The following is a 22,815-nucleotide window of genomic DNA, read 5'->3' on the forward strand; positions in this document are numbered from 1 at the left end:
CAAAATTTTTAAATTGTATTAGAATAACACAAAGACTATTCTATTATAACACATTGAAAGGGTTTACTGCATGAAAAACCACCTTGAAATTGAGTATAAAACCTTATTAACCAAATCCGAGTACCTACGCCTTCTCTCTGATTTTTCAGACGTAAGCCCTGTTCTTCAAACCAACCACTATATTGACACTCCTGATTTAGATATGAAGAACCACCGTTTTTCACTCCGTATACGGACTTTTAAGGAAATAGCAGAGCTGACCTTAAAAATTCCCCAGGAAATTGGCAATCAAGAGTACAATCAAGTTCTAGACATCCAGACTGCTCATCAGTTAATCGAAAACTTCCAACTGCCCGCAGGACACATTGCCGACATCATCTCAGCCACAGATGTTCCGATTGACAAACTGGCTGTCTGGGGGAGCCTGACTACCAAACGTCATGAAAAAGAAACCTCCATCGGACTGATGGCCCTAGATGAAAATGAATATGCCGGGCAAGTGGATTATGAACTGGAAGTTGAAGTGACGGATGCCCACCAAGGCAAAATTCTCTTCGAAGAATTTCTCAAGAAGAACTCCATCCAATTTAAATATGCCAGCAGTAAGGTTGCACGAACTGCCAGCCATCGAAAATCAGTCCAATAAGGCTGATTTTTTTACTTGAATACTGAAAAAATTTCTTTTTTTTGATAGAATAGAACCATCTATTGTAAAATTTTCTTTTATGTTTCTCATAAAAGCTTAGTGTGTAAAAGGAGTTACTTGAAAATGGGTCAACCACTCGGTGAAAATAACATTAAAATCTTCTCACTCAATAGCAATCGTGCCATCGCTGAAAAAATTGCCGCATCAGCTGGCCTTCCACTAGGAAAATTATCATCACGCCAATTCTCAGACGGTGAAATCCAAATCAACATTGAAGAATCTGTCCGCGGTGTCGATGTCTACATCATCCAATCAACCAGCTACCCAGTCAACAATCACTTGTGGGAATTGCTGATTATGATTGATGCCTGCAAGCGTGCAAGTGCCAACACTATTACAGCGGTTATGCCTTACTTTGGCTATGCTCGTCAGGACCGCACGGCATCTCCACGCGAACCAATAACTGCTAAACTCGTTGCAAATATGCTGGTCAAAGCAGGTGTTGACCGTGTATTGACACTGGACCTACACGCTTCACAAATTCAAGGTTTCTTCGATATTCCGGTTGATAACCTTCTTACAGAACCACTCTTTGCATCTTACTACATGGAAAAAGGGCTCTGTGGTGATGACGTTGTAATCGTTAGTCCAAAAAACTCTGGTATCAAACGTGCGCGTAACATCGCAGAATTCCTGAACGCACCTATTGCCATTATCGACTATGCCCAAGATGATTCAGAGCGTGCAGAGGGCTACATCATTGGTGAGGTTGCTGGTAAGAAAGCTATCTTGGTTGACGACATTTTAAATACTGGTCGTACCTTCTCTCAAGCTTCTAAAATTGTCCAAGAAGGTGGCGCCACTGAAATTTACGCCGTTGCCAGCCACGGTCTGTTCGCTGGTAGTGCGGCTGAACTGCTAGACGCTTCTCCAATTAAGGAAATTTTGGTGACCGACTCAGTTGCAAGCAAGGAACAAGAACCTAAGAATATCGCCTTCCTAACAGCTAGTGACTTGATTGCTAATGCCATCCATCGTATCCAAGAGCACCAACCACTCAGCCCACTCTTCAAGTTTACCAATCCTGAAAAAGAAAACTAGGAGTACCTTCTTTGATTTATTTAGATAATGCAGCTACCACTGCCCTATCTCCCACTGCTCTCCAACGGATGTTGGAAGTAGCACAAGAAACCTATGGCAATCCCTCCAGTATTCACCAGTCTGGAAGAAAAGCCAACCAAATTTTACGCCAAGCCAGACAGGATATCGCCCAAGTACTCGATGTCCCAGCAGATCACATCATTTTCACCGCAGGAGGTTCTGAGGCAGATAATTTGGCAATTCAAGGCTATGCCCTTGCCAATCAAGTCAAGGGTAAGCACCTGATTACTACTGCTATCGAGCACCATGCTGTTCTTCATACCATGCAGTACCTTGAGGAACGCTTTGGGTTTGAAGTAACCTATATTCAGCCAATCAATCAGGTCATCACTGCCCAGCAAATCCAAGAAGCCCTGCGACCAGATACTATCTTGGTCAGCACCATGTTTGCCAACAATGAAACAGGCCAAGTCCTTCCTATTAAGGAAATTGGTCAACTATTGGCCAACCATCAGGCCGTATTTCATGTAGATGCTGTGCAGGTCGTCGGAAAAATGGATGTAAAGCCTGCTGACTATGGCATTGATTTGCTAGCTGCTTCTGCCCATAAGTTCCACGGACCAAAAGGAGTCGGTTTTCTATACAGTCGCTTGCAGGGATTTGATTCCCTTATTCATGGAGGGAAGCAAGAAAATCAACACCGAGCAGGCACAGAGAACCTTCCAGCCATTGCTGCCATGGCACTTGCTCTTCAAGAACAGGTCTATCAACTTGACAGTAATGTTCATCACATCCAAGGCTTGAAAAATCACCTCCTAGCTGGATTAGATGGCTATTCATTTTACATCAACCAAGCAGGTCCCCATCTCCCTCATGTTATCAACATCGGTTTCCCTAATAAGCTCAATGAGCAAGTCCTCATGCGACTAGACTTGGCAGGCATTGCTGTATCTAGTGGATCAGCTTGCACTGCTGGCGTTGTTCAGAACAGTCATGTGCTGGAAGCCATGTATGGAACAAATTCCCAACGACTGAAAGAGTCTATCCGTATCAGCCTATCTGAAACAAATACCCTAGAAGAGATTGACGCTCTCCTCACTGAATTACAAAACATCATTGGAGGATAAAATGGCCTTTCAACAAACAGTAAGCCTAAAAGATTGCGCATTTACTTATCACATTAGCCCTAACATCAAAAAATATACCCTGCGAGATACAACATTTGAACAAACCAAAGCAGGACACTATCAACTCACTCGCCTACTAGAAGAAGTTCCCAACTCAAATCAAGGTTTTCTTTTAAAGATTATTGTCAATAAAGAACTTACTGGCTTTAAAATCAACATTACAGACAAATCTGGTTTGCATCTGGTTAATATCTTTAAAGAAAATGGTAACAAGGTCATTCAAGAAAAATTCTATTTCTTGATGGATAGTCTGGTAGACCGTGACCTGTTTACAAAGGAAGGTTAATGATGATCGTTGTTCACTATCAAGATGCATACAAAATAGATAGAAAACAGGAGTTTGACAATCTGGATGCTGCCAAACTGGCCTTCTCTGGTTGCCTCACTCTTCCTGATTACTATCCTGTGACCAAACTAACACAAGATGGTCAAGAATTAGATTATAGAGGTACAATCGGCGACCTCTACCGCTACTTTCAAACACTAGACTAAGCAAGATTTCAAGCTTAGTCTTTTTCAATCCAATCTGTTGATTTTTTCACAATCTTGGACTAGAATAGAAGAAAGAATTGATTTAGAATGATAGATGATAGGTCTAGGAATTGATAATTACCTATCAAATTGAAGGAGCAACTTGTGAAAAACGATAAAAAAGCAGATATCCCACGCGCCACTGCCAAACGACTTTCTCTCTATTACCGTATTTTCAAACGCTTTTATGCTGGAAATATTGAAAAGGCTAGTTCTAAGGAAATCGCTGAAGCAATCGGTATCGACTCAACAACAGTACGCCGTGACTTCTCCTACTTCGGTGAACTAGGTCGCCGTGGCTTTGGTTACAATGTAAAAGAATTGATGGATTTCTTTGCGGAAATTCTCAATGACAATTCGATTACAAATGTCATGCTTGTTGGTGTCGGAAATATGGGCCGTGCCCTTCTCCACTACCGTTTCCATGAGCGCAATAAGATGAAAATTGTTATGGCCTTTGAAGCCGATGATAATCCTGCAGTTGGAACGGTTGACGAAAATATTCCCATCCATGCCATTTCCGAAATCAAGGAACGCATTTTGGAAGCAGATGCCCAAACAGCAATTCTGACTGTCCCAAGTATCAAGGCTCAAGAGGTAACCGATATATTAGTCGAAGCTGGTGTCAAAGGCATTCTCAGCTTCTCTCCTGTCAACCTATCCGTTCCAAAAGATGTTGTCGTGCAGTATGTTGACCTGACTAGCGAATTACAAACCCTACTCTATTTCATGCGCAAGGGTGAATAAACAGTAACAGAGGATCCTCATCCAAGGACCCTCTGTTTTTCTTTCTAAAATAACTCACTCTCCTCCCTAAAGGAATAATAATTCTTATTTCCCACAATCAAATGATCCAACAGAACCAATCCTAGCGTATCGCAGGATTTTTTTAAATTCTCAGTAAACAATAAATCATTCTTACTTGGCTCCACCGAGCCTGATGGATGGTTGTGAACAATGATAATGGAAGTTGCCATAGACTTGACCGCATAGTGTAAGATTTCTCTCGGCTCTGCAATACTCCGATTAACACTGCCAATAAAAATCGTTTTTTGGCTGATAATCTGGTTTTGCGTATTGAGATAGAGAGCAACAAGATGCTCTTGCTTTTTATCTCCAAGTTCTTGGATCATCTTTCGTCCCAATTTCTCACTTCCTAAAATCCGTTCATTCATGAGTAATTCTGACTGGTTGATCCGTTTGCCCAATTCAATCATAGCCTTGATTTCAATAGCCTTGACACGCCCAATCCCTGTCAAACTCTGCAATTCTTCTATGGACAATTCTCTAAGGGCTGCCAAATTTTCCAAACGATTGAGCAGATTATTGGATAGGATAGAAACTGGCTCTTTTTTAGTCCCTGTTCGGATAAAAATAGCCAGTAATTCTTGATTGCTCAATCTTTCTGCCCCAACTTCTAACAATCTTTCTCGCGGCAAAAGTGCCTCTTCCTTAAAATCAATTTGGTACATAAAATCCTCCTCACTTATTTTATTCGTAAACAAGCAAGAAAATGAAAAAAGACTGAGAAAATTCTCAGTCCTAAACCTTACTGACCATAATCATATTGATTATATGATTTATTAAATGAATCAAGTATATCTTGTGAGGTTTCAGTATAAGGCGTTGTTGATTCTAGCACACCTTTTACGATAATCCGTGCAGTCGCATCATAGTCTTCACAAGTTACCAATGTTACTTCTGTACGTCCTTCTACATCATCAATGACATAGACACTCTCAGGTGTAACTGTCTGCACACTGTCAATCACATAAGTATAGACATTGGTCTTGTCAGTGATATAGATTTTCATACCATTCTGGGCCCTATCCAATGGAGAGAAGAGAACATCCGCCGCACCGGCTACACCAAAAATGTGGTGACTAGCCAAAGCATAATTCCCTTTCCCCATTTCCTGGGTTTCCTTCATGGTTCCAGCACCGTACATTAGAGATGTGTTCCCCACACCTTTGAAAATAGGTAAATTGATGCCAAGTTCTGGGATTGAAATACCACCAATTACAGGCAACCGTTGGGCTTCCCACTGGGCCGCTAATATGGCTTCCGTTGAAATTGCCTGAACCTGTTCAAAATCAAAAGTCGTTTCTGCCTCTTTGTTTTTTTCAATGTCCTCAGCAGTGACTTTTGAAATCTGATATTTATTGGTATTCCATCCAATTATAAAATTACGGATAGAGGTGTTAAAGATGAGAGCCAGGGAAATCAAAACCAGCAGCAAAGCTAGAAGATTACGCCAAATCCCACTTTTTCCTTTTTTATTTTTAGTACGTTTTAACATACAACTACTCCTGCTCTTCTTCATTCTTAGCATCTGCAGCATCTACCAGTGCAAATGTCATAATTTTTGCCTCATCGTTTAGACGCATTACCTTGACACCCATGGTTGAACGACCAGTTTGGGAAATATTGGCAACACTTGTACGAATAATTACACCTGTATCGGTAATGACCATAATGTCCTCATCACCAGATACCGTTGTCAAACCTGCCAGAGAACCATTTTTCTCAGCAACTTTGAGGGTCTTAATCCCCTTACCACCACGGCCTTTGGTAGGATATTCGCTGGCTGGTGTCCGCTTACCAAAGCCTTTCTCCGTCAAAACAAGAACTTCCTGGTCATCTGCAATCATGGTCGCACCAACCAACTGATCTCCCTCACGTAAATTGATACCACGAACACCCGTTGCAGTACGCCCCATATTCCGAACATCTGTTTCTGTAAAGCGAACAGAGTAACCAAATTTGGTTCCCATGATAATATCCGCCTGACCATTTGTCAAGAAGACGTTAATCAATTCATCTTCTTCTTTCAGATTCAAGGCCTTAAGACCACTTTGTCGAATATTAGCGAATTCTGAAACACTGGTCCGTTTGACAACACCTTGACGGGTTGCGAAGAAGAGATAGCTGTCTGCTTCCTGGTCCTTGGTCACATTGATGATGGTCTGGATTGCTTCATTTTCTTCCAACTTGAGCAAGTTGACAACTGGCAATCCTTTAGCCGTACGACCATATTCTGGGATTTCATACCCCTTCAAACGATAAACACGACCTTTATTGGTAAAGAACAAGAGGCGATCATGGGTGCTAGTCGAAACTAACTCACGCACAAAATCATCGTCCTTGACACCTGTTCCTTGAACACCACGTCCACCACGTTTCTGAGCCTGGAATTCATCCTGAGCCAGACGTTTAATGTACCCTTGATTTGACAGGGTAATCAAGACATCTGTTTCCTCAATCAAGTCCTCATCTTCAAGAGAAAGAACTTCTCCGACCATCAATTCTGTACGACGTGGGTCAGCGTACTTGCGTTTGACTTCATCTAATTCTTCCTTGATAATCGTGACAACACGCTCTGGTTTAGCTAAAATATCAGCCAAATCAGCAATCAAGGCAATCAGCTCATCATATTCAGACTGAATTTTGTCACGTTCCAAGCCTGTCAAACGACGGAGACGCATATCAAGAATAGCCTGACTCTGACGTTCAGAAAGCTCAAATTTCTCCATCAACTCAGCCTGGGCAATAGCGTCCGTTTCTGAATTACGGATAATGCGAATGACCTCATCAATGTGGTCAAGGGCAATCAGCAAGCCTTCCAAGATATGAGCCCGCGCTTCTGCTTTTTCTTTATCGAATTGCGTACGACGAGTGACTACTTCCTTCTGGTGTTCAATATAAGATTCTAAAATCTGACGGACAGAAAGAATTTTCGGCACCCCGTTTTGGATGGCCAACATATTGAAACTGAAATTAGTCTGCAACTGAGTTTGCTTGAAGAGATTATTCAAAATAACATTGGCAGAAGCATCGCGGCGAACTTCGATAACAAATCGTACGCCTTCGCGGTTGGATTCATCCCGAACAGCTGTAATCCCGTCGATGCGCTTTTCTTGCACCAATTTGACAATGTGCTCTTGAACCTTGGACTTGTTGACCATGTATGGAAACTCGGTTACGACAATCCGTTCACGACCATTGCCATATTCTTCAATCTCTGTACGAGAACGGAGGGTAATAGAGCCTTTCCCTGTTTCGTAGGCACGGTGAATACCAGATTTGCCCATAACCAAGGCACCCGTCGGAAAGTCAGGACCAGGCAAGACTTCCATGATGTCACGAGTGGTTACCTCTGGATTGTCCATCACCAGCTTCACAGCTTCGATGGTTTCGCCCAAGTTATGTGGCGGAATGTTGGTCGCCATACCAACAGCGATACCTGTCGTACCGTTGACCAAAAGGTTAGGGAAGCGAGCCGGTAGAACTTCTGGCTCACGCTCATTGGCATCATAGTTGTCCGCAAAGTTTACAGTATTTTTGTTAATATCACGGAGCATTTCAAGCGCAATCTTGCTCATACGAGCTTCTGTATAACGCTGGGCAGCGGCTCCGTCACCATCCATGGAGCCAAAGTTTCCGTGTCCATCTACCAACATATGACGGTAAGACCACCATTGCGCCATACGGACCATAGCCTCATAAATGGCAATATCACCGTGTGGGTGGTATTTACCCATAACATCCCCTGTAATACGGGCTGATTTCTTATGGGGTTTGTCTGGTGTAATCCCTAACTCATTCATTCCATACAAAATACGGCGATGAACAGGCTTGAGACCATCACGTACATCTGGCAACGCACGTGAAACGATAACACTCATAGCATAGTCGATGAAAGATGACTTCATCTCATTGGTCAGATTTACCGTTACTAAGTTTTTATCTTGCATTATATGCCTCTTTCAACAGTCATTGTGCCTCTATTATATCATATTTTGCCATAAAACTCTTTGTTGGAAACCAGCATGTAAACATTTTCAAAGCCCCTTTCACAAGTGACAAAACCTTTAAAAAGTGCTAGAATGGAAGATGGTCGGGATGATGTCATCCCCAAATAAAACTAAGGAGATGTTTAGAATGACTGCAACTAAACAACACAAAAAAGTTATCCTTGTCGGTGACGGTGCCGTAGGTTCTGCTTATGCTTATGCTCTTGTTAACCAAGGGATTGGTCAAGAATTGGGTATCATCGATATCAACAAAGACCGTACTCAAGGTGATGCAGAAGACTTGAGCCACGCATTGGCCTTCACATTCCCTAAAAAAATCTACTCTGCTGAGTACTCTGACGCTCACGATGCAGACTTGGTTGTATTGACAGCAGGTTTGCCACAAAAACCAGGTGAAACTCGTCTTGAGTTGGTTGAGAAAAACCTTCGTATTAACCAACAAATCGTTACTGAAATCGTTAAATCTGGTTTCAACGGAATCTTCCTTGTTGCTGCTAACCCAGTTGACGTATTGACTTACTCAACTTGGAAATTCTCTGGTTTCCCTAAAGAGCGCGTTATCGGTTCAGGTACGTCACTTGACTCAGCTCGTTTCCGTCAAGCCTTGGCTGAAAAAATTGGTATCGACGCACGTTCAGTACACGCCTACATCATGGGTGAGCACGGTGACTCCGAATTCGCAGTTTGGTCACACGCTAACGTTGCTGGTGTGAAATTGTACGACTGGTTGCAAGATAACCGCGATATCGATGAGCAAGGTCTTGTTGACTTGTTCGTATCTGTTCGTGATGCAGCTTACTCAATCATCAACAAAAAAGGTGCAACATACTACGGTATCGGTGTTGCCCTTGCTCGTATTACTAAAGCAATCTTTGATGATGAAAATGCAGTTCTTCCATTGTCTGTATACCAAGCAGGTCAATACGAAGGTGTTGAAGATGTCTTCATCGGTCAACCAGCTATTATCGGTGCACACGGTATCGTTCGTCCAGTAAACATCCCATTGAATGATGCTGAATTGCAAAAAATGCAAGCTTCTGCTAAGCAATTGAAAGACATCATTGACGATGCTTTCGCCAACCCAGAAATTGCTGCTGGTGTTAAAAACTAAGATATATAGAAAAGGTGAACCCATTACGGTCCACCTTTTTTAATTCCGAACGTCATAACGCAACATAGCAATGCCATCTGTAACTGTAGTTTCTACCAAGGTCAACTTCTGCTCATCTGAAAGCTTATCAAAAAGAGAAATCCCTTCTCCTAAGATTGTTGGAATAATACCGATGATGAAATGGTCAATCAATTTGGCTTCCAAACAAGTCTGTACCAACCCTGCACCACCAAAAAGCCAGATATCACTTCCCTCTTCTGCTTTCAATCGCTCAATTTCTGCAACAATGTCCTGCACAAATCGAACATTGTCATAATCCGTCTGTGCCCTACGACTAGCGATAATAAATTGCTTATTCTGATATCCCTCAACCATCTCCAAAGGGCAATCTTCCAGTGATTTTCGCCCCATGATGACTGTATCACAAGCATTAAAAAAAGCGGGATTATCGAATTGCAGGGCAGTATCATATTGATTTGTTCCTTGCCCTACTATCCAATCATAGCTTCCATCTGTTCTGGCAATAAAACCATCCAAACTCATGGCAATGTTTAGTACTAAACGTCTCGTCATATCTATCCTCCTAGCCTACTTATCAAGTATCCAGTATACCATAAAAATATAAAAAAATAGCTTAGAATATCCTTGTCAGAGACCTACATTCTAAGCTATTTAACTTATTCAGATTTCAATTAGATGGGGATTTTTATCCAACCACCTTACTTGGATTTAATATAGTTAATACCGTCTGCTTTTGGTGCGACTGCTTTTCCGAAGAAAGCAGAGAGGGCAACTACTGTGATAAGATATGGGGCGATTTGAAGATAGACGGTTGGGATATCTTTCAAACCTGGAAGCTGACTTCCAACTACTGCCAAACTTTGAGATAAACCAAAGAAGAGACTGGCTAACATTGCACCAATTGGATTCCACTTACCAAAGATAACTGCGGCCAAGGCGATGAAACCCGAACCCACGATAGTTGTTGCAGAGAAGTTGATGTTTACGGATTGGGCGCTTACGGCACCACCAACACCACCAAGGAATCCAGCAATCAAGACCCCTGCAGAACGCATTGCATAAACATTGATACCAAGCGTGTCAGCAGCCTGTGGGTGTTCACCAACTGAACGCAGACGAAGTCCAAACTTGGTCTTATAAAGGATGAACCAAGCCAAGAATGCCGTTGCAATGGCAACATAACCCATCAAACTCGTATTCTTGAAGAAAATATCTCCAATAACAGGAATATCAGCCAGGATAGGGAATGAAAATTTACCAAATGACTGGGTGATACTATCTGTTTGCCCCTTGTTGTAAATAACTTTTACAAGGAAAACACTCAAGGCTGGTGCCAAAAGATTCAATACTGTACCAGATACAACGTGGTCCGCACGGAGATAAATGGTAGCAATAGCATGAATGGCAGCAAATAGGATACCTGCCAGACCACCAACAAGAATAGCTAGCAAAGGAGTTGTTTTGCCAAATGTTTCAGCAAACTCAATGTTGAAGACAACACCAGCAAAAGCACCAATAACCATGATCCCCTCCAAACCAACGTTTACAATACCGCCACGCTCAGAGAATACACCACCAAGACTAGTAAAAATCAAAGGTGCTGAGTAAATCAACATCTGCGAAATGAGTAAGGCAAGAATTGAAATATTCATCTTATTTCGCTCCTTTCGCTTTATTTTTGGCTTTAAGCAACTGCTCAAAGATAAATTTCACACCGATAAAGAAGATGATAGACGCTGTAACAACGTTAATCAATTCAGGTGGAATTTGGGCACGAACCATACCTGGTGCACCAACAGAAAGGACACCGAAGAGGAAGGCTGCCAAAGGAATTCCCAGTGGTGAGTTTGAAGCCAAGAGGGCAACAGACATGCCATTGAAACCAATATCCAGGTTACCACTTTGAATGTAGACATTTTGGAAGGTTCCAAGACCTTGAATAGCACCTGCAAGACCTGCAAGAGCTCCTGAGATAACCATTGAAAGAATAATAGTACGTTTAGCTGACATACCTGCGTAGTCAGAGGCTGTTGGGTTCAAACCAACTGAACGAATTTCAAAACCAAGGGTTGTCTTGGTCAAGAGGAACCAAATAACCACTACGGCAATGATTGCAAAGAAGATACCCAGGTTCATACGGGAATTATCTGTCAATGCACGCAACCACTCTGTCTGGTAAGAAGCATTAGCTGATACATTGACAGTAGAATCTGTATTCTTCATCAAACTATCCGCAAAAACTTCACGAATGATATAGTTACATGAATAAAGCAAGATGTAGTTCATCATGATGGTGACGATAACTTCACTGGTTCCAAGGTAGGCACGCAAAATACCTGGAATAGAACCTGCAATACCACCAGCGACCATAGCGATGATGACTGTTGCTAGAATAAGAATTGGACGAGGCATATCAGGATTTGACAAGGCAAACCACCCTGCAAATACCCAACCAACATAGGCTTGACCAGGCAAACCAACGTTGAAGAAACCTGCACGACTAGCTACAGCAAAACCTAATGCAGTGAAGATTAGCGGTGCCATAGCACGGAAGATCTCACCGATAGATTTAATATTACCAAAGGCTGAATAAAATAGTTCTTCGTAGCCCCAAATTGGGTCGTAACCGAAGATAAGCATGATGATGGCACCTAGCAACAGACCAGAAAATACTGCCAAAAATGGAAGGGCCACATTGTGATATTTCTTAGGCATGACTTTCTCCCTTCTCTAATTTTCCACCTGCCATCAAGACACCAAGCTCCTGCTTGTTTGTTGTCGCAGGATCTACGATTCCATGAATGGTACCGTCGTGAATAACGGCAATACGGTCTGAAACATCCAAAATTTCATCCAATTCAAAGCTGACCACAAGAACTGCCTTGCCCTTGTCACGCTCTGCAATCAAACGTTTACGAATGTATTCGATAGCACCAACGTCCAATCCACGAGTTGGCTGGCTAACGATTAGAAGATCTGGGTTACGGTCAATTTCACGGGCGATAATAGCTTTTTGCTGGTTACCGCCTGACAAGGCCTTAGAAGGTACTAACTCACTAGCACCACGCACATCAAACTCTTCCATGAGTTGACGGGCCTTTTCATTGATAAAGTTATAGTTCAGAATACCATTCTTAGAGTTTGGCTCTTTATAGTAGGTCTGTAGGGCAATGTTTTCTGCGACAGACATTTGTAAGACCAAACCATCACGATGACGGTCTTCTGGGACGTGGCTGACCTGCATTTCAGTGATTTTACGAGGTGTTTTTCCGACAATTTCTTCACCTTTGATGGTAATAGAACCGGATTTAACCTTACGCAAGCCTGTAATAGCTTGGATGAGCTCACTTTGTCCATTTCCATCGATACCAGCAATACCAACGACTTCTCCAGCCCGAACATCAAGGTTAAGTCCTTTTACAGCTGGAATACCACGGTTTTCATTTACTACCAAATCCTTGATAGAAAGGATAACTTCTTTAGGATTGGAAGCAATTTTCTCTGTTTTGAAGGATACAGAACGACCAACCATCCACTCAGCAAGGTCTTGGTTGGTTGCACCTGCTACATCTACTGTTTCAATGGATTTACCGCGGCGAATAACTGTTACACGATCAGCTACAGCACGGATTTCATCTAGTTTGTGGGTAATAAGGATGATGGACTTACCTTCTTCAATCAATTTCTTCATGATTTTAAGAAGCTCTGCTATTTCCGCAGGAGTCAAAACGGCTGTCGGCTCATCGAAAATCAATAGGTCAGCGCCACGGTAGAGGGTTTTCAAAATCTCTACACGTTGTTGTGCTCCGACAGAAATATCTGCTACTTTTGCTGTCGGATCGACCTCTAAACCATAACGCTCTGATAGCTCTTTAATTTCAGCAATGGCTTTCTTGAGATCAATCACGCCACCTTTAGTCGTTTCGGAACCAAGAATGATATTCTCCGCAACTGTGAAAGCATCAACCAACATAAAGTGTTGGTGAACCATACCGATCCCAAGATGGGCAGCTTTAGAAGGTGAGTCGATCGATACAACTTCACCATTGATTGCAATTTCTCCGCTGGTAGGCTCCAAAAGTCCTGCCAACATATTCATAAGAGTTGACTTACCAGCACCGTTTTCACCGAGAAGGGCATGGATTTCACCTCGTCTGACATGTAAGTTGATGTGGTCATTTGCTACAAACTCACCGAAAATTTTGGTGATATTGCGCATTTCAATGACATTATCCCTAGTCATAATCTTCTTCCTTTCTGACGATCATTTTTGTCAGTAAAACCTACCATTCATTGATAGGCTTTACTGAGAAAAATTCTCAGCTCCGAAAAGGGCGACCGATCAGGTCGCCGTTTCGGATTCTTGTTTATCTATGATTAAGGAGCTTCTGGAACAGTTACTTTACCGTCCAAGATAGCTTTCTTAGCTTCTGCAATTGCTTTTGTAGCATCTTCTGAAAGATTCGTTTCAGCCAAGTCAACACCTCCATCAGCCAATGAGAATTGGATGATTTCGCCACCTGGGAACTTACCTTCAACTGCCTTGTTAGCAATATCTTTTACTGACGTACCAACTTGTTTCAAAGTAGAAGCCAATACGAAGTTAGAAGCTTTACCATCTTTAGAAGTGTATTCACCTTCAGCAGATTGGTCACGGTCAACACCGATTACCCAAACTTTATCTGCTTCGTTACGAGTTTCGTTTTCAGCTTTTGCAGCTGCGAATACACCGTTACCTGTTTGACCTGAAGCGTGGAAAATAACGTCAGCACCTGCAGCATATTGAGCTGCTGCGATTGTTTGACCCTTAGCCGAGTCTACGAATGAACCAGCGTAGTCAACTGTTACTTTGATGTCAGGATTTACAGATTTAGCACCAGCTACGAAACCAGCTTCAAAGCGGTCGATAACGACACCTTCCATACCACCGATGAAACCGATATGATTTGACTTAGTTGATTTAGCAGCCGCTACACCAGCAAGGTATGATGCTTCATGGTCAGCAAATCCAACACTTGCTACGTTTGGCTGATCTTTAACAACAGAGTCTACGATAACGTAGTTTGTATCTGGGTTATTTGGCGCTACTTCAGCGATAGCAGATTCCAAGGCAAAACCAATACCGAAGATAACATTGTATCCAGCAGATACTGCTGAGTCAAGGTTAGTGATGTAATCTGCTTCACTAGCTGATTGGAAGTAGTCATAGCCGCTACCTTTAGACAAGCTATGTTCTTCACCCCAAGCCTGCAAACCTTCCCAAGCTGATTGGTTGAATGAACGGTCATCAATACCACCTACGTCGGTAATGATCGCAGCTTGCACTGATGACTCAGTGGATTCGCTGCTTGAAGAGCTAGTAGACGTACGGCTACCACAGGCAGCAAGAGTAAGTGCTGCAAGTGATACAACACCCAAACCAACAAGTTTCTTGTTCATTTCTGAACCCTCCTAAAAAATTCTTTGGCAACAAATTGTTGCGATGATAAATGTGTTCAGTCTACCGACTGGCTTACAAACTTAAGTCAAGTCTGTAAAAGAGTATGGAAGTAATTCCCCGACTGTCATCTCGACTGTCGATTTATCTTTAGCGACCAAGGTCACTTTTAGATCCTGTTCAAAAAATTCCGCCATCACTTGACGGCAGGCCCCACAAGGGGAGATTGGCTTTTCTGTTTCACCATAAATGACGATTTCAGAAAAATCAAGAACTCCTTCGGAAACAGCCTTAAAAATAGCTGTTCGCTCTGCACAGTTTGTCAACCCAAAGCTGGCATTTTCAATATTTACTCCAGTAAATACTTGGCCGTTTTTGGCAACCAAGACTGCACTTACTGGAAAGTGGGAATAGGGAACATAAGCATGGCGGCTATTTTCCACGACCAAATCAATCAGATTAGTAGTCTCCATCCGCCTTTTCTCCCTTCATGATTGCAACACCTGATGAAGCACCAATACGAGTTGCACCAGCTTCAATAAAAGCAATGGCATCTTCATAAGAACGAGCACCACCAGAAGCTTTAACCCCCATATCAGGTCCAACAGTTTTTCTCATAAGAGCAACGTCTTCAACAGTTGCACCACCCGTTGAGAAACCAGTTGACGTCTTGACAAAATCAGCACCTGCTTCTTTTGATAGTTCACAAGCTTTTACTTTTTCCTCATCCGTCAACAGACACGTTTCGATAATGACTTTGACAAGCTTATCGCCACTAGCAGTAACAACAGCCTTAATGTCCTCTAAGACCAAATCATAGTTTTTAGATTTTAAAGCACCGATATTGATGACCATATCAATTTCATCAGCACCATTTTCAATAGCATCCTTGGTTTCGAACGCCTTAAGAGCTGGAGTATTGGCACCCAAAGGGAAACCGATGACGGTACAAACTTTTACATCGCTATCTTTCAACTCTTGAGCTGCATAAGCCACCCAAGTCGGATTGACACAGACACTGGCAAAATCATATTCTTTGGCTTCTGCCAAGATTTGTCCAACTTGTTCTTTACTGGTTTCTGGCTTTAAAATGGTATGGTCGATATATTTATTCAGTTTCATACTTTCTCCGTACATTAAGAAATAATTTCAATAATTTCTTTCGTTTTTACACTATCTTTATCTATTTTAACATTTTTCTTGAAATTTGTAAGCAAATTTTCCGAAATATTTTCATTTGCGTAAATTGTTGCTACGGTTTCTCCTTTGGAAACTGGCTCTCCAACTTTCTTATGGAACACAATTCCGGTCTCATAATCCAAATCGTCTGTCTTCACAGCCCGACCAGCACCAATTCTCATAGCAAATAGTCCAAATTCCAAGGCTGGAAGTCCAACAATATAGCCGTCTTCATCTGCCAAGACATCTACTTGATGTGAAACCTGAACTGGACGATACAAGTCTTCCAAATCACCACCTTGTGCGACAACCATCCCTTCAAATTTCTTGAGGGCAGCTCCGTTTTCGATATGCTGATGGACTTCTTCTACTGTTTTTTCAACATTTGCCAAGCTGAGCATAATCTGAGCCAATTCACAGATGAACTCGGTCACATCTGCTCTGCCTTTGCCCTGAAGAATGTCCAAGGCTTCAAGAATTTCCAAACGATTACCAATAGAAGTGCCTACTGGCTGAGACATATCTGTCAAAACAGCCACTGTCTTACGACCAACTGCTTTTCCAAGGTCAACCATGGTACGAGCCAAGACACGCGCGTCTTCGATGTTCTTCATGAAGGCGCCTTCGCCAACAGTAACATCAAGAAGAATGGCATCCGCACCCGCCGCAATCTTTTTAGACATAACCGAACTGGCAATCAGCGGAATGATATCAACTGTGGCAGTCACATCACGCAAGGCATAAAGCAATTTATCTGCCTTAACCAGATTATCCGACTGACCGATAACAGCCACACCCGTTTCTTGAACTTGTTTAATAAAATCTTCTTGGCTCACTTCGATTTGGTAACCCTTGATAGCCTCCAGTTTATCCAGAGTACCACCTGTGTGCCCCAAACCACGTCCACTCATCTTGGCAACAGGAACACCAAAACTTGCCACAAGCGGTGCCAAAATCAAGGTAACCTTGTCACCTACACCACCAGTCGAATGCTTATCAACCTTGACACCTGCAATTGCCGAAAGGTCAATTTCTTCTCCAGAATGCACCATAGCCATGGTCAAGTCTGAAATTTCTCTTGTAGACATCCCTTTAAAGTAAATGGCCATTGCCAAGGCAGACATCTGATAGTCTGGAACACTACCGTCCACATAGCCATCAATCAACCATTGGATTTCTTCAGTAGATAACTCCAAGCCGTCACGTTTTTTCTGAATTAAATCAACTGCTCTCATTCTTTCACACTTTCAAGGATATAGTATCCCTTATCTTTTTTAATAATCTGGCAATTTCCAAATACTTCTTCCATCCGTTTCTTAGCACTTGGTGCCCCTTGTTTCTTCTGGATGACAATAGTTAAGCTACCACCGTCAACCAAATGTTCCTTGGCACCTGTAATCACTTCATGCACAACTGACTTCCCAGCTCGAATGGGAGGGTTAGAAATCACATAATCAAAACGACCCTCAACTGCTTCATAGACATCGGATTGGAAAATCGTCGCAGAAACACCATTTTTCTCAGCATTTTTTTCTGCCAACTCTAAAGCTCTGCTATTGACATCAATCATGGTAACATTTAGGTCATAGACTTTTGCTAAGGTCAATCCCAGAGGTCCGTAGCCACATCCTACATCCAAGAGAGTTTTTCCCTTCGCTAGTTCCAGGGAATTCAAAAGCACCTGACTTCCATAATCAACCATTTTCTTACTAAATACACCAGCATCTGTTAAGAAAGTCATAGGAGTATCCAGCAAGCTGACACGGAGTTCATGAATATCATGTGCTGCACTTGGATTCTTTTCATAATACATATTAGACATACCTTGATTATACCATTTCTTAAAAACGTTTTCAAGAGTTTTGCAAGATTGGAAAATATGATAAAATGTAAGTATTATGTAAAACGCTTACTTCTATTAGAAAGAATAAACTATGAAGAATGAATTTTTAAATTTTGAAGAAATCGACCGGAAAACCTGGCAACAGCTCCATCGGAAGACCACTATTCCCCTGAGCCAAAAAGAGCTCAATTCAATCAAGAGTTTCAATGACCGTATCCAACTGCATGAAGTATCGGACATCTATCTGCCTCTTATCAACCTTATTCATATTTATCGGAAGGCTCGAAAGGACCTCAATTTCACCAAGAGCCTCTTCCTGCAAAAATCCATCAAACCTCAGCCTTTTATTATCGGTGTTTCTGGTAGTGTGGCCGTAGGAAAATCCACCACCAGCCGCCTGCTTCAAATTCTTATCGCCCGTACCTTTAAACACGCCAAGGTTGAATTGGTCACAACAGATGGCTTCCTCTATCCAAATGCCATTCTGGAAGAGCGCCAGATATTGAACAAAAAAGGATTTCCAGAGTCCTATGATATGGAAAAATTGATTGATTTCGTGGATAAGATAAAAAATGGTTATGATTGTCAAATCCCTGTCTATTCTCATGAGATTTATGACATCGTACCTGATCAACTTCAGGAAATTAAGGCCCCTGACTTTCTGATTGTAGAGGGAATCAATGTGTTTCAAAATCCACAAAACCAACGACTTTATGTCAGCGATTATTTCGACTTGTCTATATACGTTGATGCCGATGTGGAACATATTGAAACCTGGTACCTAGAACGTTTCCAAAAATTATTAACTCTGGCAAAGAATGATCCCAACAACTACTACCATCGTTTTACTCAGATGACCTATCCAGAAATCATTGCCATTGCCCAAAATACTTGGAAAAATATAAACCTAGCTAATTTGGAAAAGTTCATCGAACCCACCCGAAACCGTGCAGACATTATTCTCCATAAGGCTGATAACCATGAGATTGATAAAATTTATCTAAAAAAATAAATTTCACTTGTCAAAACCTATCTTTTCAGATATAATGGTATAGTTAGTACAAGAAAGGGTGGAGGTGAAACCATTGGCAAACATTAAGTCAGCTATCAAACGCGCTGAATTGAACGTTAAACAAAACGAAAAAAACTCAGCACAAAAATCAGCTATGCGTACTGCAATCAAAGCATTTGAAGCTAACCCATCTGAAGAGCTTTTCCGCGCTGCTAGCTCAGCAATCGATAAAGCAGAAACTAAAGGTTTGATTCACAAAAACAAAGCAAGCCGCGACAAAGCACGTCTTGCATCAAAACTTGCTTAATAAAAAAAGAAACCTTCGGGTTTCCTTTTTTTATTCTCTCATACTCACCAGCCAGTCACTTCAAATGTATAGGTCTGGTTATTATAATAGTACTGATAGGTATAGACATAACCCAGGGCATCAAAGAGGGAATTATTGTCGCTTCCTGCCAGGTTTACCATTTCCTGCAAAGCTTGCTGATTTGAAAATTGCAGAAAAATCCTCTCTGCCCCCTGCTCTTTCTGCTGACGAACACTTTCTAAGATAGCTAGCTCATCAAAGCTTGGGAAATAGGCTCCCATCTGCATATAATAATTAAGGGAATTGTCTTGAGCAGATGGATAGGCCAAGGGCCTTGACTGAAAAGGGTATTCCTTGCCCCAGTAAACCAGTAAATCACTATCAGCCTTTCTACTTCTATTTAAAAATTCATCCGTAACACAGAGATAGTCATAGGAAATATCTGATTTCGCTTGACCACCCATGGCTTCTTCAAAGACAGGATCACCCCAGGTCGTGTCAATACCGTAGTACTGACCATCAATCTGAACCAGGTTCCATGCATGGCCGATTTGGTTTCCCTGCTCACTATTGGCCATTCCACTCACATAGATACAATCTATACCAGCTAATTTACATAAATACTGAAAGGTTCGGCTATAGCCTGCACATACAGATTTCCGTTCAAGAAGAACACTGGTAATCCCCTGTTCTTTCCAAGAAAGACTGTCATTGGACAGGGCCTCTAAATCATAGTCAGTTTGTTTGATAATGGTTTCGTAGAAAAACTTGACCATCTCATAATCTGAACCTTTAGGAGCTTGTTCAATAATAGCTCGGGCAAGATTTTCAAGTTGCCAACTGACTTGCTCAACATCATCAGGATAGATAGGATTTGATAAGTCTGAAAAACCAATGCCATCAACCATGGCATCCGTCAACCAGTAGTATTCCGGGAAATCATTGGCAACAGAAAAATAGACACGAGTATAGGTTTCCTGATTGACCGAATCAATCTCAATCCTGCTTTCTCTTTTTCTCAAGCCATTAACAAATTGGAGATAGGCACGCCGTTCCCTATCTGTATCCAACTCTTGAAAATAAAAATTCCCCGCAACTTCTTCCCTTAGTGCAGACAATTCTGCCTCACGTTCTTTTTTCTCCTGAACAAATTCAAATTGCAGGTCTTTTAGTTTGTCTGCTACTTGATTAGTTGAACAAGCAGTCAAAGTGATTGCCGAAAGACTGAGGAGGCAAATAAGGGATAATTTTCGGGCATAGAAATACTCTTTCATGGTTCACTCCTAACAACAATTTGCTCTTGAACTAGGGAATCAACAGAGTTCAGAGCACTTACAGATTAGTATATCATACTTGACAAAAAAGAGGAGTAGGAAACCTGTTTAAAGGTTCCACTACTCCTCCTAGTTTATCTCATTTGTTCAAGAGCTAATCTTGCTAGTATTATTTAGGGATATGGACTTCAAAAATACTGCCTTTTGGCTGATTGTCTTTTACCAAAATTTGACCATTAAGGGATTTGATAATCTGCTGAGCCAGAGAAAGCCCCAGACCAAATCCACCTTTTTGCCGTGTCCGAGCCTTATCAACCCGATAAAATCGGTCAAATATTTTCTTCTTATCTGCGTCAGAAATCCCCAAACCATTATCAGCAATAGTAAAGGAAACATAGCGCTCCTTGATGGTTGCTGTGATATGAATAGCACCGTCCTCACCCGTATATTTCATTGCATTGTCAAACAAAATCGTCAATAATTGCTTGATCAAGACCCTGTCCGTTCGGATTGACTGGCCAATATTGTTTTGAACTTGGAACTGCTTGCCATTATCCTCAGCAATCATGCCATAATTTTCAAATATTTCATCGAAATAGGATGGGGCAACGTATGCCATCTCAAGCTTGAAACCATCATCCCGACGGGCAAGATTGAGCAGATTAGTCGTCAATAATCGCATATTCCGCACTTCTTCCAGACTAGAACCGATGCTCTCACTACTTTCTAAAATCGTTGCTTCTGGATGACGGAATAGGCTTTCCAAACGATTTTGCAAGACTGCTAGTGGTGTCCGCAATTCATGGCTGGCATTTTCAACAAAATCCTTCTGCTTTTGATAGCTGACCAAAATTGGTTTCATACTAAGGTTTGCCAAATAAATACTCGCTACAATCGAAATCAACCATGCAGAAATCATAACAATAGCTACTGTGGATTCATAGGTCGCAATAGAAGATTTTATCTGGCTAACATTGACCAAAATTGTCGCACAAGTAATGTCATAGCTGGAATAGTAGCCCAAATCTTCTGGAGATATTTCAATCGTCACATACCGATAGTGTTCTTCGGTTCCAAATGGAGATTCAACCGTCAACTCCTTGATTTCGCCCAATTTTTCCTTATCAACCTTCAAATTAGACAAGCCTGTAAAGTTATCAGGATTCAAGAGCTCCCCACTCTTACTATAGAGCAGAACGTGAGTATTAGTTCCCAGCCGCATTTGATGCTTCCCCTTCATATCCTTTTGAGGCGGTTCTTGGGACGAAGAAGATGTTGAGGAAGAAGTTGGAGATGAACTAGTCGCTGACGGCTGGTCATTTTCGTCCTGAATAATAAATTCAGAATCAGGTTCATAAGTCCGTGCAATCGCAAAACCAACCAGCATGGCTGGTTCATCTTTAATCCGATCTAGTGTATCATCTGTTGTTTGATACATGGTCGAACGCATAAGCTGAAAGATGATAGCTGTCATCAAGCCAAATATCAGGGTAAATACAGCAAAATAGCGAATGAAGAAGGAAAAACTTTCCGTAGCTACTATCTTTTTATATCTCTTAAACATTCTTCAGAATGTAGCCGACACTGCGAAGGGTTTGCAGATTTTCTCCGAAGGTCGTTCCTTTCAATTTTTTACGAACTTTAGACACATAAACTTCTACTACTGAAATCGTTGTATCGCTATCAAATCCCCAGAGACGATCAAAAATCTGTGTCTTAGGTAGGATAACATTCTGATTTTGTAGGAAGTAGACCAACAAATCAAACTCTTTGCCAAGAAGTTCCACTGCTTTACCATCTACCAAGGTCGTATTAGTTGATAGGTCAACTGTCACATCTCCATAGGTTAATAAATTATCATTGAACTTACCCGAACGTTTGAGGAGGGCTTGAATGCGCATCTTCAATTCCTCCAGATAGAAAGGCTTGGTCAAATAGTCATCAGCACCAAGCTCAAATCCATGCCCCTTATCCTCTAAACTTTCCTTGGCTGTGGTAATAAGAACTGGAGTGGTCACTCCCTTCTCACGCAATTCTTTCAAGACTTGGAAGCCATCTTTTTCAGGTAACATCAAATCCAAAAGAATTAAATCGTATACACCCGACTCAGCTTCGTAAATTCCTTCCTCTCCATCGAAGACTTGCATAACATCTGCAAAATCATCTAGGAAATCAAAAACGGAGTTGGATAGGCTTAAATCATCTTCTACCAACAAAATCTTTATCATGTCTATCTCCTTAACCTAATCTTTAAAAGACAATTCAAAGACACAAGTAAAAACTTGGTCTTTGAACATATTTTTTCACTTTAATAAGTTGCCTCTGCATTTCTGTCAGAGTTTCATTTATTAT

General features: G+C 41.6%; 24 protein-coding genes. 9 read left to right on the forward strand and 15 right to left on the reverse strand.

Annotated features, from left to right (window positions below; genetic code table 11):
• Positions 1 to 70: 70 nt before the first annotated feature.
• The 6 genes from C1G57_RS10210 (at position 71) to C1G57_RS10235 (ending at position 4,212) form a co-directional block, all read left to right on the forward strand.
• On the forward strand, positions 71 to 646 hold the full coding sequence (locus tag C1G57_RS10210; protein ID WP_105114801.1) for a CYTH domain-containing protein: 576 nt from the start codon (positions 71 to 73) through the stop codon (positions 644 to 646).
• Between the two features lie 123 nt (positions 647 to 769).
• Entirely contained in the window at positions 770 to 1,747 is a 978-nt protein-coding gene (locus C1G57_RS10215; protein ID WP_105114802.1) for a ribose-phosphate diphosphokinase, read from the forward strand.
• Between the two features lie 11 nt (positions 1,748 to 1,758).
• Complete coding sequence (locus tag C1G57_RS10220; protein ID WP_105114803.1) at positions 1,759 to 2,874, forward strand: cysteine desulfurase family protein; 1,116 nt, start codon at positions 1,759 to 1,761, stop codon at positions 2,872 to 2,874.
• Between the two features lies 1 nt (position 2,875).
• Positions 2,876 to 3,220 carry a DUF1831 domain-containing protein gene (locus tag C1G57_RS10225; protein ID WP_105114804.1) on the forward strand — a complete coding sequence of 115 codons (345 nt, stop codon included), beginning with the start codon at positions 2,876 to 2,878 and terminating at the stop codon, positions 3,218 to 3,220.
• Entirely contained in the window at positions 3,220 to 3,426 is a 207-nt protein-coding gene (locus tag C1G57_RS10230) for a DUF4649 family protein (RefSeq protein WP_172028910.1), read from the forward strand. The genes C1G57_RS10225 and C1G57_RS10230 overlap by 1 nt, the downstream gene beginning before the upstream one ends.
• Before the next feature lie 144 nt (positions 3,427 to 3,570).
• Positions 3,571 to 4,212, forward strand: a complete 642-nt coding sequence (locus tag C1G57_RS10235; RefSeq protein ID WP_105114805.1) for a redox-sensing transcriptional repressor Rex — start codon at positions 3,571 to 3,573, stop codon at positions 4,210 to 4,212.
• 44 nt (positions 4,213 to 4,256) lie between these two features.
• On the opposite strand, the gene radC is transcribed toward C1G57_RS10235, so the two are convergent.
• The 3 genes from radC to gyrA form a co-directional block, all read right to left on the reverse strand.
• A complete protein-coding gene (gene radC / locus C1G57_RS10240; RefSeq protein WP_105114806.1) occupies positions 4,257 to 4,937 on the reverse strand; it encodes a RadC family protein in 681 nt (226 codons plus the stop codon).
• A 77-nt stretch (positions 4,938 to 5,014) separates the two neighbouring features.
• Complete coding sequence (locus C1G57_RS10245; RefSeq protein ID WP_105114807.1) at positions 5,015 to 5,764, reverse strand: class A sortase; 750 nt, start codon at positions 5,762 to 5,764, stop codon at positions 5,015 to 5,017.
• A 4-nt stretch (positions 5,765 to 5,768) separates the two neighbouring features.
• The gene (gene gyrA, locus C1G57_RS10250) at positions 5,769 to 8,219 is read right to left on the reverse strand and encodes a DNA gyrase subunit A (RefSeq protein ID WP_105114808.1); all 2,451 of its coding nucleotides are present in this window, start codon (positions 8,217 to 8,219) and stop codon (positions 5,769 to 5,771) included.
• Positions 8,220 to 8,406: 187 nt separating this feature from the next.
• On the opposite strand from gyrA, the gene C1G57_RS10255 reads away from it, so the two are divergent.
• Positions 8,407 to 9,390 carry an L-lactate dehydrogenase gene (locus tag C1G57_RS10255; RefSeq protein ID WP_024378725.1) on the forward strand — a complete coding sequence of 328 codons (984 nt, stop codon included), beginning with the start codon at positions 8,407 to 8,409 and terminating at the stop codon, positions 9,388 to 9,390.
• 39 nt (positions 9,391 to 9,429) lie between these two features.
• Here the strand turns inward: C1G57_RS10255 and C1G57_RS10260 are convergent, their stop codons facing one another.
• From C1G57_RS10260 to C1G57_RS10300, 9 genes are all read right to left on the reverse strand, one after another.
• Entirely contained in the window at positions 9,430 to 9,963 is a 534-nt protein-coding gene (locus tag C1G57_RS10260) for a dihydrofolate reductase family protein (protein ID WP_105114809.1), read from the reverse strand.
• 146 nt (positions 9,964 to 10,109) lie between these two features.
• Positions 10,110 to 11,063: an ABC transporter permease gene (locus tag C1G57_RS10265; protein ID WP_105114810.1), complete on the reverse strand. Its 954-nt coding sequence runs from the start codon at positions 11,061 to 11,063 to the stop codon at positions 10,110 to 10,112.
• 1 nt (position 11,064) lies between these two features.
• Entirely contained in the window at positions 11,065 to 12,126 is a 1,062-nt protein-coding gene (locus tag C1G57_RS10270) for an ABC transporter permease (protein WP_105114811.1), read from the reverse strand.
• Entirely contained in the window at positions 12,119 to 13,654 is a 1,536-nt protein-coding gene (locus C1G57_RS10275) for an ABC transporter ATP-binding protein (protein ID WP_105114812.1), read from the reverse strand. The genes C1G57_RS10270 and C1G57_RS10275 overlap by 8 nt, the downstream gene beginning before the upstream one ends.
• A 134-nt stretch (positions 13,655 to 13,788) precedes the next feature.
• A complete protein-coding gene (locus tag C1G57_RS10280) occupies positions 13,789 to 14,850 on the reverse strand; it encodes a BMP family lipoprotein (RefSeq protein WP_105114813.1) in 1,062 nt (353 codons plus the stop codon).
• An 81-nt stretch (positions 14,851 to 14,931) separates the two neighbouring features.
• Positions 14,932 to 15,321 (reverse strand): cytidine deaminase, encoded by a 390-nt coding sequence (locus tag C1G57_RS10285; RefSeq protein WP_105114814.1) that lies wholly within the window; start codon positions 15,319 to 15,321, stop codon positions 14,932 to 14,934.
• Positions 15,308 to 15,970: a deoxyribose-phosphate aldolase gene (gene deoC / locus C1G57_RS10290; protein ID WP_105114815.1), complete on the reverse strand. Its 663-nt coding sequence runs from the start codon at positions 15,968 to 15,970 to the stop codon at positions 15,308 to 15,310. Before deoC ends, C1G57_RS10285 begins: the two co-directional genes overlap by 14 nt.
• A gap of 14 nt (positions 15,971 to 15,984) precedes the next feature.
• The gene (locus C1G57_RS10295; RefSeq protein ID WP_105114816.1) at positions 15,985 to 17,262 is read right to left on the reverse strand and encodes a pyrimidine-nucleoside phosphorylase; all 1,278 of its coding nucleotides are present in this window, start codon (positions 17,260 to 17,262) and stop codon (positions 15,985 to 15,987) included.
• The gene (locus C1G57_RS10300; protein WP_105114817.1) at positions 17,259 to 17,849 is read right to left on the reverse strand and encodes a class I SAM-dependent methyltransferase; all 591 of its coding nucleotides are present in this window, start codon (positions 17,847 to 17,849) and stop codon (positions 17,259 to 17,261) included. The genes C1G57_RS10295 and C1G57_RS10300 overlap by 4 nt, the downstream gene beginning before the upstream one ends.
• 112 nt (positions 17,850 to 17,961) lie before the next feature.
• On the opposite strand from C1G57_RS10300, the gene coaA reads away from it, so the two are divergent.
• On the forward strand, positions 17,962 to 18,882 hold the full coding sequence (coaA, locus tag C1G57_RS10305) for a type I pantothenate kinase (RefSeq protein WP_105114818.1): 921 nt from the start codon (positions 17,962 to 17,964) through the stop codon (positions 18,880 to 18,882).
• A gap of 58 nt (positions 18,883 to 18,940) precedes the next feature.
• Positions 18,941 to 19,189 carry a 30S ribosomal protein S20 gene (gene rpsT, locus C1G57_RS10310; protein ID WP_012027069.1) on the forward strand — a complete coding sequence of 83 codons (249 nt, stop codon included), beginning with the start codon at positions 18,941 to 18,943 and terminating at the stop codon, positions 19,187 to 19,189.
• Between the two features lie 44 nt (positions 19,190 to 19,233).
• Here the strand turns inward: rpsT and C1G57_RS10315 are convergent, their stop codons facing one another.
• From C1G57_RS10315 to C1G57_RS10325, 3 genes are all read right to left on the reverse strand, one after another.
• A complete protein-coding gene (locus C1G57_RS10315; protein ID WP_105114819.1) occupies positions 19,234 to 20,463 on the reverse strand; it encodes a transglutaminase domain-containing protein in 1,230 nt (409 codons plus the stop codon).
• 169 nt (positions 20,464 to 20,632) lie between these two features.
• A complete protein-coding gene (locus tag C1G57_RS10320; protein WP_105114820.1) occupies positions 20,633 to 22,027 on the reverse strand; it encodes a sensor histidine kinase in 1,395 nt (464 codons plus the stop codon).
• The gene (locus tag C1G57_RS10325; RefSeq protein ID WP_105114821.1) at positions 22,020 to 22,691 is read right to left on the reverse strand and encodes a response regulator transcription factor; all 672 of its coding nucleotides are present in this window, start codon (positions 22,689 to 22,691) and stop codon (positions 22,020 to 22,022) included. The genes C1G57_RS10320 and C1G57_RS10325 overlap by 8 nt, the downstream gene beginning before the upstream one ends.
• Positions 22,692 to 22,815: the final 124 nt, after the last annotated feature.

It is taken from the genome of Streptococcus suis (assembly GCF_002960425.1).
Taxonomy (GTDB): Bacteria; Bacillota; Bacilli; order Lactobacillales; family Streptococcaceae; genus Streptococcus; species Streptococcus suis_S.

What these genes read in the sequence shown, in the direction of transcription:
- C1G57_RS10210 (WP_105114801.1), top strand. Translation starts at nt 71, where the DNA reads ATGAAAAACCACCTTGAAATTGAGTATAAAACCTTATTAACCAAATCC.
- C1G57_RS10215 (WP_105114802.1), top strand. Translation starts at nt 770, where the DNA reads ATGGGTCAACCACTCGGTGAAAATAACATTAAAATCTTCTCACTCAAT.
- C1G57_RS10225 (WP_105114804.1), top strand. Translation starts at nt 2,876, where the DNA reads ATGGCCTTTCAACAAACAGTAAGCCTAAAAGATTGCGCATTTACTTAT.
- C1G57_RS10230 (WP_172028910.1), top strand. Translation starts at nt 3,220, where the DNA reads ATGATGATCGTTGTTCACTATCAAGATGCATACAAAATAGATAGAAAA.
- radC (WP_105114806.1), bottom strand. Translation starts at nt 4,937, where the DNA reads ATGTACCAAATTGATTTTAAGGAAGAGGCACTTTTGCCGCGAGAAAGA.
- C1G57_RS10245 (WP_105114807.1), bottom strand. Translation starts at nt 5,764, where the DNA reads ATGTTAAAACGTACTAAAAATAAAAAAGGAAAAAGTGGGATTTGGCGT.
- gyrA (WP_105114808.1), bottom strand. Translation starts at nt 8,219, where the DNA reads ATGCAAGATAAAAACTTAGTAACGGTAAATCTGACCAATGAGATGAAG.
- C1G57_RS10255 (WP_024378725.1), top strand. Translation starts at nt 8,407, where the DNA reads ATGACTGCAACTAAACAACACAAAAAAGTTATCCTTGTCGGTGACGGT.
- C1G57_RS10260 (WP_105114809.1), bottom strand. Translation starts at nt 9,963, where the DNA reads ATGACGAGACGTTTAGTACTAAACATTGCCATGAGTTTGGATGGTTTT.
- C1G57_RS10265 (WP_105114810.1), bottom strand. Translation starts at nt 11,063, where the DNA reads ATGAATATTTCAATTCTTGCCTTACTCATTTCGCAGATGTTGATTTAC.
- C1G57_RS10270 (WP_105114811.1), bottom strand. Translation starts at nt 12,126, where the DNA reads ATGCCTAAGAAATATCACAATGTGGCCCTTCCATTTTTGGCAGTATTT.
- C1G57_RS10275 (WP_105114812.1), bottom strand. Translation starts at nt 13,654, where the DNA reads ATGACTAGGGATAATGTCATTGAAATGCGCAATATCACCAAAATTTTC.
- C1G57_RS10280 (WP_105114813.1), bottom strand. Translation starts at nt 14,850, where the DNA reads ATGAACAAGAAACTTGTTGGTTTGGGTGTTGTATCACTTGCAGCACTT.
- C1G57_RS10285 (WP_105114814.1), bottom strand. Translation starts at nt 15,321, where the DNA reads ATGGAGACTACTAATCTGATTGATTTGGTCGTGGAAAATAGCCGCCAT.
- deoC (WP_105114815.1), bottom strand. Translation starts at nt 15,970, where the DNA reads ATGAAACTGAATAAATATATCGACCATACCATTTTAAAGCCAGAAACC.
- C1G57_RS10295 (WP_105114816.1), bottom strand. Translation starts at nt 17,262, where the DNA reads ATGAGAGCAGTTGATTTAATTCAGAAAAAACGTGACGGCTTGGAGTTA.
- C1G57_RS10300 (WP_105114817.1), bottom strand. Translation starts at nt 17,849, where the DNA reads ATGTCTAATATGTATTATGAAAAGAATCCAAGTGCAGCACATGATATT.
- coaA (WP_105114818.1), top strand. Translation starts at nt 17,962, where the DNA reads ATGAAGAATGAATTTTTAAATTTTGAAGAAATCGACCGGAAAACCTGG.
- C1G57_RS10315 (WP_105114819.1), bottom strand. Translation starts at nt 20,463, where the DNA reads ATGAAAGAGTATTTCTATGCCCGAAAATTATCCCTTATTTGCCTCCTC.
- C1G57_RS10320 (WP_105114820.1), bottom strand. Translation starts at nt 22,027, where the DNA reads ATGTTTAAGAGATATAAAAAGATAGTAGCTACGGAAAGTTTTTCCTTC.
- C1G57_RS10325 (WP_105114821.1), bottom strand. Translation starts at nt 22,691, where the DNA reads ATGATAAAGATTTTGTTGGTAGAAGATGATTTAAGCCTATCCAACTCC.